The organism is Siminovitchia fortis, assembly GCF_003605365.2.
Taxonomy (GTDB): Bacteria; Bacillota; Bacilli; order Bacillales; family Bacillaceae_C; genus Siminovitchia; species Siminovitchia fortis.
On the sequence record NZ_QYTU02000062.1, the window covers coordinates 1 to 10,818 of the forward strand.

Sequence of the window (10,818 nt, forward strand, 5' to 3'; positions counted from 1 at the left end):
CTCTGCACTTTTATTTTGCACTACACAACAATCCGCTTCTGACACATTGTTTGATTTCGTCGATGCTTTGGAACTCCAACCTTTCTTTCACAAATATTTGTTTGAATTTTATATAGTGATCAAAAATCAACTGAAATTTGTTTACTCTGCACACTTTCAGGACAAATTACATGTAAAATATGGTAAACAATAAAGAAAGGAGAGGAAACAGTATGGATAAGCATAAGCACGAACATTCTCACCATCATAAAACATCTCCCAATCATTCGGCTGACCACCATCAACATGGTCAGCACTCAGGGCATCAGCAGCAAAATGGGAATGAAGAAGGACACAATCATCATTCACGCGGGGGACATGGTGGGCATCATGATCATCATGATCATCATGCCCACATGGTAGGGGACTTTAAAAAGCGTTTTTATATTTCCTTGATCATTACGATTCCTATTTTGATTTTATCTCCCATGATTCAAATGTTTTTAGGTGTCAACTGGCGATTTGCTGGTGATATGTACATATTGTTTGCCTTGTCATCCATCGTCTTCTTTTATGGAGGCTGGCCGTTTCTGGCCGGGGCAAAAGATGAGGTACAGGATAAAAATCCGGGAATGATGACGCTCATTTCCTTGGCCATTATTGTTGCTTATGTTTACAGTTCAGCGGCTGCGTTTGGTCTTGCAAAAGAGGATTTCTTTTGGGAACTGGCGACCTTAATCGACATTATGCTTCTGGGCCATTGGATTGAAATGCGCTCAGTTATGGGGGCCTCAAAAGCGTTGGAGGAACTGGCAAAGTTAATGCCTACAGGCAAGCGTCATTGATGAAGACGGTAATGTAAAAGTTGTAGATATTACCGAACTAAGACACGGGGATCATGTGTTGGTAAGGCCAGGTGAGAAGATCCCGGTGGATGGTGAAATTATCGAAGGTAAGTCTACTGTCGATGAGTCGATGCTGACAGGAGAATCTGTGCCAGTTGAAAAGGAAACAGGTGAGGAAGCGATTGGAGGCTCCGTGAACGGAGAAGGCTCATTGATTATATCGATTAAGAAGACAGGTGAGGAAACATACCTTTCCCAGGTGATAAAGCTGGTAAAGGAAGCGCAGGAATCCAAATCAAAGGCCCAGGATCTTGCGAACCGTGCTGCGAAGTGGCTGTTCTATGGGGCGCTTGCCGCGGGATTGCTTACCTTTGTTATTTGGCTGTCCCTTGGTTATTCTGTTTCTTTTGCCATCACAAGAATGGTCACTGTCCTGATTATTGCCTGTCCGCATGCTCTTGGTCTAGCAGCACCACTGGTTGTGGCTGTTTCTACATCCATTGCAGCCAAAAATGGGCTGTTGATCAGAAACCGTGCTTCATTTGAAAATGCGCGCTTTATCGAGGCAATTGTTTTTGATAAAACAGGAACGTTGACCAAAGGAGAGTTTGGAGTAATGAATATCGCCGCCTCCAGTCCATATACAGAAGAGGAAATACTATCACTCGCAGCAGCAGTTGAGGCGCATTCAGAACACCCGATTGCCCGTGGTATTCTTAAATCAGCAAAAGAACGACAACTTTCGATTCCGCCTGCAAGCAACTTTCAATCCTTTACAGGAAAGGGGCTGCAGGGAGTGGTGGATGGAAAAGAAGTCATGGTGGTAAGCCCCGGCTATGTACGGTCCGAAAATCTTTCTATTGATGAAGGGCAGTTTAATGAATGGTCGGCTGAAGGAAAGACGGTTGTTTTTACCTTGGTCAACGGCAAGATTGCCGGGATGATTGCACTGGCGGATATGATTCGAGAGACGGCTCAAGAGGCGATCAATAAGCTGAAAGAATTGAATATCAAATCCATCATGCTGACAGGGGACAATGCCAAGGTGGCACAGTATGTCGGGGACAAGCTTGGCATGGACGAAATCTTTGCCGAAGTGCTTCCACATGAGAAGTCGGATAAAATCGTGCATATCCAGACAAAAGAGGGACTTAGAACCGCTATGACAGGATGATGGAGTAAATGATGCTCTGCACTTGCAAAGGCGGATTTGGGAATTGCTATTGGGACGGGAACAGATGTAGCGATTGAAACAGCAGATGTTGTCTTGGTAAAAAGCAATCCCATGGATGTATTAAATATTATCAAACTCTCAAAAGCAACTTACAATAAGATGCTGCAAAATCTTTGGTGGGCTGCAGGATACAATATCGCGGCGATTCCCCTTGCGGCTGGTATCCTGTACCCAATGGGCATTGTATTGAGCCCTGCTGTAGGTGCGATACTCATGTCACTCAGTACGGTGATTGTCGCTATCAACGCAAAATTATTGAAAATAGATTAAAAAAATGAAGATGAATGGTCAGCAGAATAAGAAAAGCGCAAGCGCCTTGCCCATCGACGTACAGACTGGAGTGCCTCCGATGAGATAAAGGAAACACGGCGAGGAACGAGCCGATGTTGACTTATCGTAGGAAAGCTTCTTCTTCGAGAGGCTTCCTGAGCTTTGCGACGAGCTGAACAAGGCTTCCTTGATAAGCTATGGCGCAGGAGCACCAGAGGTGCGAAGTCTGCTAGTCGATAGGCGCTGAAGCTAGACAACAAAAGGCTTTGTTCAAAATTTTAAAGCTAAAAATTCTTATGCTTTCTTACTCAGTAAAAAAGGGTTGTACGGAATCCAAAAAAATTCCGTACAACCCTTTTTCATGTTTATTTCGATGAAATTAGTATACAGCTACCTGTCACTTTGTATTAAAACTTTATAAACCCTTTATATTTGTATCCTATAGTCACCTGTAGGAGGGATGATCATGAAAAACAACGTGTTGGTATGCAGGAATGTTTCCAAAAGGATTAAAGGGAAGTATTTGGTCAAAGATGTTTCTTTTGAAGTGGAGAAAGGGGTGATCTGTGGGCTGCTTGGATCGAATGGGGCAGGAAAAACAACGCTCATTCGTATGTTAACGGGTCTGATCCGCCCGACTAAAGGAGAAATCCTCATTGAAAATCAGAGTGTTGTCAATCAGCGTGAGTTGGCATTGGAACATGTCGGTGCGATTGTAGAATCGCCTATCTTTTTTCCATATATGACAGGAAGGGATAATTTAAGAAATTTGGCACGGCTGCATCACATGGATTCCAAAAGTGCAGTCAATGAAAAGGTGCAGGAGGTCTTGCGAATTGCCGGGCTGGAAGAACGGGCCGATGAGAAGGTGCGGACGTATTCGTTAGGGATGAAGCAGCGGCTCGGTATTGCGCAATCGCTGCTCGGGGACCCTGACTTGCTTATTCTGGATGAACCGGCGAATGGTCTTGATCCGATGGGAATGCGGGAGCTGCGGGGACTGATTCTTACATTGAAAAAGAAGTACGGCAAAACGATTCTTATTTCAAGCCATCTTCTCGATGAAATCCAAAAAGTTTCCGATCAAATTGTCATGATCCGTGAAGGGGAATTGGTTTGGAAAGGCATGCTCGATCACGATCAAGATTTGGAAACACTGTTCATCGAGATGATGGAAAAATGAAAACTGTCATGGCAGTGGAATGGAGAAAATTGTGGAAAAGGAAGATATCATGGCTCCTGTTTGCCATCCTTCCTATGATGGCGTATGCCTCGGCAGTCTTTTGCCAAAAACAAAACCGTGCGCTCACACCGGATGTCCCCCAGTATACAGTGGCGGGGAATTTCCCGGTAATGGGACTTTCAGAAATGTTAATGACAGCTTTTAATCTGATAGCCATTGTGATCGCTGCGTTGATCTTCACGGAAGAGTATCGATCAGGAGCATTAAGAATGGCATTGACCCGGACAAAGTCTTTTCAGCAGCTTGTCCTGGCCAAGTTTTTCGTATTGGCAGGTTTTCTTTTTCTCTATTTGGCAGTCTATTTTCTTGTTTGTTACGGAATGGGATTTGCCTTGTTTTCCGCCCCGGAAACATACCCGCAATTTTATCATCATGATCGCGTCACTTTTTTCGAAGGGTTCATTTATAATATCAAATTTTACGGGTTGTCGTTTCTTACGTTAATTTCCATAAGCAGTGTGATCTTTTTTATAGCGGTCATTTCTCATACGATGACAACGGCGCTCGGTGCAAGTGTCGGCTATTTGCTTATTTGTTTTGCCTATCCAAATGTCATACAGCTGTTCCGGCCGATCGCAGGGGAAGAAATAATACTGAAAATATTTTTTACGTCTATTCCGATGATTCAATGGGAAGGCATCACGATGATGCTTGCAGAAACACCGCAACATGCAGAGTGGATGTTAGGTGTGCTCGCAGGTACTTTCGTTTTATTTCAAGTATTGATCCTGATTGTCACGAGGAAAAAGGATATTTTTATATAAAGGGTGGTTCATGTGAAACAATTGTTGGCAAGCGAATATGAGCGCGTTTTTAAAAAGAAAAAAACGATCGTTGGGATCCTCATTTTTTGTTTCGTGCTGGCATTTGAATGTTTCTTTTTATATCAGATGGATGTGAGTTTTTATGATCCGGAGCAGGTGGTACCATTAAATTCCATCAATAGTGCGCCGTTTTTCCTGAGGGAGCTGGGGGTTTTTCTTCATTTTATTTTGATTCCGATGTTTGTAGTCGACAGTTTTAATGGAGAATATTCATCGGGTGCGTTGCGGCTTGTGTTGATCAGGCCGCAAAAAAGAGTGAACGTGCTGCTGGCAAAATGGATCGTCCAGGCAAGCATTTTTTTCATGATCATGGTGTTTACGTGGCTTGTTGGCACCATATTTGGAAGGATGTTGATGCCGAATGTGGAAGAAACAAGCTTTTATCAAACAGGGTCAATGGATGCTGTTGGCGGGCTGCTTTATACATTGAAGTTTTATGCGATGGCGTTTTTGATTGTCATTGCGGTCATTGGCTTATGCAGTTTGATCAGCATGCTCATGCCGAATCCGATTTTGGCGTATGCCGGAACAGTTGTTGTCCTCGTTGGCGGAATCTATATCCAGGATGTATTCGATTATTTGTTTGTGCCCTCGGATTCGATTTTTGCCGTGCTTGGGAAATTTCAAGCAGGGTTTTATGTCAGTCTATTTCTAATCATTGCAGCAAGTTGTATGATAAATATAGGCATTTGGAAAAAGAAACAGTGGATGGGATGACAATTAATGACAAAAGTGTTAATCGTCGATGATGAACAGGATATTGTTTCGTTCATGAAGGATTTTCTTCAAGATCACGGATATGACGTTTTGGCCGCATACAACAGCAAGGAGGCGCTGCAGCTTCTTAAGGGGGAACCGGATATCATTATTCTAGATGTAATGATGCCCGGAATGGACGGGTTTGAACTCTGTGAAATGATTCGTGAACATATCGACTGTCCGATTATTTTTTTAAGCGCCAGAGGAAGCGAAGAAGACCGGATCAAAGGCTTATTGATTGGCGGCGACGATTATTTGGTCAAACCTTTCAGCATGAAGGAGTTGCATGCGCGCATCATGGCTCATTTGCGGCACGAACAAAGAAAAGCGAAGAAGCCGGCAAAGCGATTGTATTTCGGGCATCTTATGATCGATTTGGATGGCTATGCCGTCTTTTATCAAAATAAACAAATCGCTTTTACGACGAAGGAATTTGAATTGATCAAATTACTGGCGCTTCATGCAGGGCAAGTTTTTTCCCGTGAACAGATCTATGAAAAAATCTGGGGGTACGATGCGGAGGGAGATGCGTCAACTGTTACTGAGCATATTAAAAAAATTCGCGCCAAACTGGCAGACTTTAATACAGAATCCTCCTATATTGCAACCGTATGGGGAGTAGGGTATAAATGGGAAAAGCAGTGAGGCCCGTTCGCAAGCAAGTCATTGCTTCTTTTTACAAAATATTATTTTTCAGCATTGCCGCAACGATGGTGACATGGGGGCTCGTTTTCGCCGGTTTTATCTTTTACGAGCATCAATTGAATCCCGCGAATTATTACGAAAGCCAGATTCCAAGGATTATGAAATACGTTGAACAACAGCAGGAGCAGTTGTTGTTAAAAGGAAAGAAGCAGGAATTGGAAAAGCGGATTCCGCTGGAAGGAATGGATTATCAAGTGTTGGACAAACACGGAAACCTGCTGTACGGTTCGACATCTGCAGCCTATATTAACAATGAAAAGGAGCTGCTTGACAGCTTAAACGACCATTTGTATATGAGAAACAATATTATTCGCTTTTTCCCGTTGTTTGACAAAGATGGCGGCTTTATTGGAGCGGTCGGTTTTCGTTATAAACTGACGCTCGCCTCTGCGAATCCCAGTGCAAGAGGCATCATCCTGTTAGTTGGTTTTCTCTCTCTTATTTGTCCATTTGTGTACTTTTATTTCTTCTCTTATTTGATCGGGAAGAGATTGAGCAAACAAATGGAGAAGCCGTTTAACTCTTTAATGGAAGGTGTGCAGAAAATCCGAAATCACGATTTGGATTTTCAACTGGCCGAGTTTAAGACCGTGACAGAATTGCAGCAATTAACCGGTGCTTTTGAAGACATGCGAAAAGCATTGAAGAAATCGCTTTTGCGCCAGTGGGAAATAGAAGAGGAGCGCAAGGAGATGGTGGCGGCGATTGCCCATGATTTGCGTACACCGCTTACGATCATCCAAGGTCATGTGGAAGGGTTACTGGAGGGCGGGACCAGTGATCCGGAAAGACTTGAACGTTATTTGCAAACGATTTACACGAGTACAGAGCGTGCTGTCCGCTTAATGGACCAGCTGAATACAGTATCAATTGTAGATCATCCGACGTTTGCAATGGAGCCCAAGTACGTAAATATGGCCGAGTTTATTGAAGACAAGACGAATGAATACCGTCTTCTTTGTAATCAAAAAAATATTTCCTTTCAATCGTCTGCCCATTTTGACCGATCCGATCAAATGAAGCGGATCGACCCTCATCGGATTTCACAAGTATTGGACAATGTTATGATAAACAGTATCCGTTACTGTTCACAGAATGGAGAAATTGCCTGGAAAACAACGTTCAATCAGGAAACGATTATATTTGAAATTACGGATAACGGACCGGGATTCCAGCAAAAGAATGCTGATCGGTTGTTTACAAAATTTTATCGGGAAGACGAGTCAAGAACAGGCACAGACGGCAATTTTGGTCTCGGTTTGTATATTGCCCACACCATTGCGAAAAAACATAACGGTTCCATCTTGATGGAAAATCGCCTGGAAGGCGGCGCGTATACGAAAGTAATCATGCGTGAATTGAAACAGTGAAAAGCGAATAAGGGGGTCTTCTTATGAAGAAACTGTATATCAAGCAAAAGGTACTGAGCATGGGTGGCAGATTCAATGTGAAGGATGAACAGGGACAGGATGTGTATCTCGTGGAGGGAAGTTTCATGCGCATCCCGAAGACGTTTATTATCAGGAATACAAAAGGGGAGGAAGTCGCGTCCATTACGAAAAAGACCTTCAGTTTCTTGCCGACGTTTTTCGTGAATGCGGGCGGTCGGGAGGTGCTGATGATCAAGAAAAGGTTCTCTTTCCTGAAAGCCCGCTACACCATCGATACAGCAGGGATTGAAGTCCGCGGCAATTGGTGGGATATGAACTTTGAAGTGTTCCAGAATGGAGAAATCGCCGGAGCTGTCGGCAAGGAGTGGTTCACCTGGGGTGACAGCTACCAGGTTCAAATCGAAAAGGGAGAGATGGAGACCATTCTCATCGCGCTTGTTGTCGCCATTGATTGTGTGAAAGCGGATCAGGCGGCCGCTTCCTCGGTATCAGTTCCATAAGTCGAAAGTGCAGGTGGCCGGTATCTACTCTTACGAATTTGTGGATTGTTTTGCTTGAAGCTGGATTACGGAGTTCTTAACAAGGAAAGTATCGAAGGAGGAAAAAATATGAAAATTATTGTTACCAGCATATTTGTAGAAGATCAGGATAAGGCACTGGAGTTTTATTCAGAAACCCTGGGATTCATAAAAAAGGATGATGTTCCCGCAGGAGAATTTAGATGGATCACGCTTGTTTCTCCTGACGATCGCGAAGGTCCCGAGCTTTTGCTTGAACCGAATAACCATCCAGCCGCCAAAGAGTATCAAAAGAAGATATATGCCGAAGGCATCCCAGCAGCAATGTTTGGGGTTCCGGATGTTCAAAAAGAGTACGAACGATTAGTGAAACATGGAGTGAAGTTTACTATGGAACCGACAGAAATGGGGGAAGTCACAATAGCTGTCTTCGACGATACATGCGGTAACCTTATTCAGATCGCTCAGCAGAACTCATGACGAAAATGTGATGAACGGCGTCATGAATTACAGCGGAAAAGTGAAATTTAAAGATGTTATTCAAATGGCACAAAAACATTAAAATAAGATTCATAGGAAAAGGGAACATCTTTGTATAACGGAATATATGGGAGTTTGAATAAAATTTATTTTTGTAAAAAATAATAGATAAGGAGATTTAAACATGGGATTATTGGCGAATCAAATTGCTTTAGTAACAAGTGCAGGTACTGGATTAGGACGGGCAACAGCCATTCAATTGGCGGCCGAAGGGGCAAATGTTATATTAACGGGAAGACGTAAGGAAAAGTTGCAGGAAGTAGCACAGATTATTGAGCAAGCTGGTGGTCAATCCATTGTATTCCCAGTGGATGTAACCAATTCAGAAGAGGTTTTCAGACTGCGTGAACAATTGATATCTCAAGTTGGCCGGGTTGACGTGTTAATCAATAACGTTGGTGGTACCGGAGATTACAACACAGTACATGACATGACGATTTCGTCATGGGATCATACGATTCGTCTCAACCTATATAGCGCCTTTATAGTGACTAATGCATTTCTTCCCATAATGAGAAAACAGCAATATGGTCGGATTGTATCGATTACCTCAGCGATGGCCAACTTTGAGTACGAGGGCTTAGGAGCATATTCCGCTGCTAAAGCAGGTTTGGAAGGGTTAATGAGAACGGTGGCAATCGAAGAAAAAAAACATGGTATATTAGTAAACATGTACGATCCAGGGAATTTAAAAACGGAGCAAAACCCTTATGGTGAAGGAGATCCAGCTACGGTTGTTGATGGAATTGTGAAGTTGGCAGCTTTACCGGAAGATGGTATTAACGGTCAAGTTGTTAGAGCGAACCAATAAAAAATTCTATTCCAAGTGAGTTTTGATTAGACTTTTTTATAAGAAGGAAATAATACATACAAATAAGCTGATAAGTTTGCATATGTAACTCATCAGCTTGCATTTTTACTAATCCTCTAAATTTGGAATTTTGCTCATGATTTCTTCCATGGTAAAGGATAGGCAAGGGATATTGGGAGAGGTTACAAGTTCGTCTTCCTGAAAAATATTAGCAATCTCGTACTGCTTTCCTTGCAGGACATAGGCTTCTAAAATCCCCGTTCTAGGCTCCACAATCCAATATTCAGGAATCTGATAGATGGCATAGGTTTTTAATTTGTCCATTTTGTCCCGCTTTATTGTCGAGGGGGACAAGATTTCAATGACAAGATCTGGAGCCCCCTCAACCCCATGTTTCTTGATAATGTTCATGCGCTGACGATGCACAAGGATTAAATCAGGTTGCCTTACTTCATTGGAGGCTAATATGACATCAAAAGGTGCATATAAAATCAGATACTCTGACTCACAGCTTCTGGCGATCACTTTTTGCATTTCAAAGCTTAGCATCTGATGGGTAACAGATGGTCCAGGGCTCATTAACTCCAGTTGACCGTTCACTAATTCGTATCGATGTCCATCATCTATGGAAGCATAATCCTCATACGTAAGATTACTTTCTTTTAGCAAATCATGACCGGAAGCTCCTTTTTTTTCTTTATCAGACATACGAGTGCCTCCCCGTAACATGCTTGTTTCAAATAGTATACCATACTTAGAATAAACTGAATTTAATGGAATCTCCCTATAGATCAACGATCAACCAAACACCAACCTTGTTGGAGGTGTTTTTTATAGGCCTTTCCCTAAAAGGAGTGAGCTGTGTTTTCAAACAAGCTTACCTGGAGCTTATGGGAGTTCTGCTTTTGAATATGATATAATCATCATAAAGCAGGTGGTGATGATATTGTCCATGTCGCAAGAACATATGAAAAAGCATTCCTCTTACGCCGAATACTTGCAATGGGGTGAAGACGTTCGGTGTGAGGCGTTTGATGGGGTAATTGTGAACATGACTCCTGCACCAACACCGAAACATCAAATGATTCAGGTTGAATTAAGTGTAGAATTTGGTTCATTTTTAAGGGGGAAAGAGTGCCAACTTTTTACTGCACCAATTGATGTCTGTTTATTTGCAACTAAAGAAACAGCTGATGAAGACGTGAAAGATTGGGTGCAGCCAGATTTACTTATTGTTTGTGATCAAAATAAAATTGAAGAAAAGCGAATTATTGGCGCTCCTGATCTTGTCATTGAAATTCTTTCTCCTTCCACAGCACGAAATGATCGTCTAATTAAATATAACAAATATGAGGAAGCCGGAGTTAAGGAATATTGGATTGTTGATCCGCATCATGAAACTGTTGAAGTTTTTTTACTAAAGGATCATACCTTCCATAGAGCGGGTGTGTTTATGAAAAATGATGTCGCTTCAGTAAGCATTTTTGATAACTTTGAGGTAAAGTTATGTAACATTTTTAGAGATTGATCAATATAAGTCGTTCAGTAAGCTCCACCTTTCAGACTTGATATTGCGTTAATTGTCTATGGAGCACCACTAAAACATAAATATAAATAATTTCAAAACAAAAAAATGATTTCACACTTTAGAAATCATTTTTTTATTTTAGCGCACTAGCATTGCATAAATGTAGTTGGA

11 protein-coding genes and 1 pseudogene are annotated in these 10,818 nt (G+C 42.2%); 11 read left to right on the forward strand and 1 reads right to left on the reverse strand.

The genetic code is table 11. The features are described 5' to 3' along the window. The 10 genes and pseudogenes from D4N35_RS18315 to D4N35_RS17070 all read left to right on the forward strand — a co-directional run. The coding region (locus D4N35_RS18315; RefSeq protein ID WP_208646319.1) for a hypothetical protein at window positions 1–193 on the forward strand (193 nt) is incomplete at its 5' end. Between the two features lie 19 nt (window positions 194–212). Next, window positions 213–2,328 (forward strand): annotated as a pseudogene (locus D4N35_RS17030) (copper-translocating P-type ATPase). A gap of 466 nt (window positions 2,329–2,794) precedes the next feature. Continuing rightward, window positions 2,795–3,511: an ABC transporter ATP-binding protein gene (locus D4N35_RS17035; RefSeq protein ID WP_120075834.1), complete on the forward strand. Its 717-nt coding sequence runs from the start codon at window positions 2,795–2,797 to the stop codon at window positions 3,509–3,511. Then, window positions 3,508–4,335, forward strand: a complete 828-nt coding sequence (locus tag D4N35_RS17040; RefSeq protein ID WP_120075835.1) for an ABC transporter permease — start codon at window positions 3,508–3,510, stop codon at window positions 4,333–4,335. Before D4N35_RS17035 ends, D4N35_RS17040 begins: the two co-directional genes overlap by 4 nt. Window positions 4,336–4,347: 12 nt before the next feature. Continuing rightward, a complete protein-coding gene (locus D4N35_RS17045; RefSeq protein ID WP_120075837.1) occupies window positions 4,348–5,112 on the forward strand; it encodes an ABC transporter permease in 765 nt (254 codons plus the stop codon). A gap of 6 nt (window positions 5,113–5,118) precedes the next feature. Next, entirely contained in the window at window positions 5,119–5,799 is a 681-nt protein-coding gene (locus D4N35_RS17050) for a response regulator transcription factor (protein ID WP_120075838.1), read from the forward strand. Further along, entirely contained in the window at window positions 5,784–7,229 is a 1,446-nt protein-coding gene (locus tag D4N35_RS17055; protein WP_120075840.1) for a sensor histidine kinase, read from the forward strand. The genes D4N35_RS17050 and D4N35_RS17055 overlap by 16 nt, the downstream gene beginning before the upstream one ends. A gap of 23 nt (window positions 7,230–7,252) precedes the next feature. Then, complete coding sequence (locus tag D4N35_RS17060; RefSeq protein WP_120075842.1) at window positions 7,253–7,750, forward strand: LURP-one-related/scramblase family protein; 498 nt, start codon at window positions 7,253–7,255, stop codon at window positions 7,748–7,750. Between the two features lie 108 nt (window positions 7,751–7,858). Further along, complete coding sequence (locus tag D4N35_RS17065) at window positions 7,859–8,248, forward strand: VOC family protein (RefSeq protein WP_120075843.1); 390 nt, start codon at window positions 7,859–7,861, stop codon at window positions 8,246–8,248. Between the two features lie 184 nt (window positions 8,249–8,432). Further along, complete coding sequence (locus D4N35_RS17070; RefSeq protein ID WP_120075845.1) at window positions 8,433–9,119, forward strand: SDR family NAD(P)-dependent oxidoreductase; 687 nt, start codon at window positions 8,433–8,435, stop codon at window positions 9,117–9,119. A gap of 108 nt (window positions 9,120–9,227) precedes the next feature. Here the strand turns inward: D4N35_RS17070 and D4N35_RS17075 are convergent, their stop codons facing one another. Further along, complete coding sequence (locus tag D4N35_RS17075; protein ID WP_120075847.1) at window positions 9,228–9,827, reverse strand: Uma2 family endonuclease; 600 nt, start codon at window positions 9,825–9,827, stop codon at window positions 9,228–9,230. Between the two features lie 244 nt (window positions 9,828–10,071). On the opposite strand from D4N35_RS17075, the gene D4N35_RS17080 reads away from it, so the two are divergent. Further along, on the forward strand, window positions 10,072–10,647 hold the full coding sequence (locus D4N35_RS17080) for a Uma2 family endonuclease (RefSeq protein WP_120075848.1): 576 nt from the start codon (window positions 10,072–10,074) through the stop codon (window positions 10,645–10,647). Window positions 10,648–10,818: the final 171 nt, after the last annotated feature.

Bases quoted from the DNA above. Each gene is read 5' to 3' on its own strand.
- D4N35_RS17080 (WP_120075848.1), top strand. From the start codon at position 10,072: ATGTCGCAAGAACATATGAAAAAGCATTCCTCTTACGCCGAATACTTG.
- D4N35_RS17050 (WP_120075838.1), top strand. From the start codon at position 5,119: ATGACAAAAGTGTTAATCGTCGATGATGAACAGGATATTGTTTCGTTC.
- D4N35_RS17070 (WP_120075845.1), top strand. From the start codon at position 8,433: ATGGGATTATTGGCGAATCAAATTGCTTTAGTAACAAGTGCAGGTACT.
- D4N35_RS17075 (WP_120075847.1), bottom strand. From the start codon at position 9,827: ATGTCTGATAAAGAAAAAAAAGGAGCTTCCGGTCATGATTTGCTAAAA.
- D4N35_RS17060 (WP_120075842.1), top strand. From the start codon at position 7,253: ATGAAGAAACTGTATATCAAGCAAAAGGTACTGAGCATGGGTGGCAGA.
- D4N35_RS17055 (WP_120075840.1), top strand. From the start codon at position 5,784: ATGGGAAAAGCAGTGAGGCCCGTTCGCAAGCAAGTCATTGCTTCTTTT.
- D4N35_RS17040 (WP_120075835.1), top strand. From the start codon at position 3,508: ATGAAAACTGTCATGGCAGTGGAATGGAGAAAATTGTGGAAAAGGAAG.
- D4N35_RS17035 (WP_120075834.1), top strand. From the start codon at position 2,795: ATGAAAAACAACGTGTTGGTATGCAGGAATGTTTCCAAAAGGATTAAA.
- D4N35_RS17065 (WP_120075843.1), top strand. From the start codon at position 7,859: ATGAAAATTATTGTTACCAGCATATTTGTAGAAGATCAGGATAAGGCA.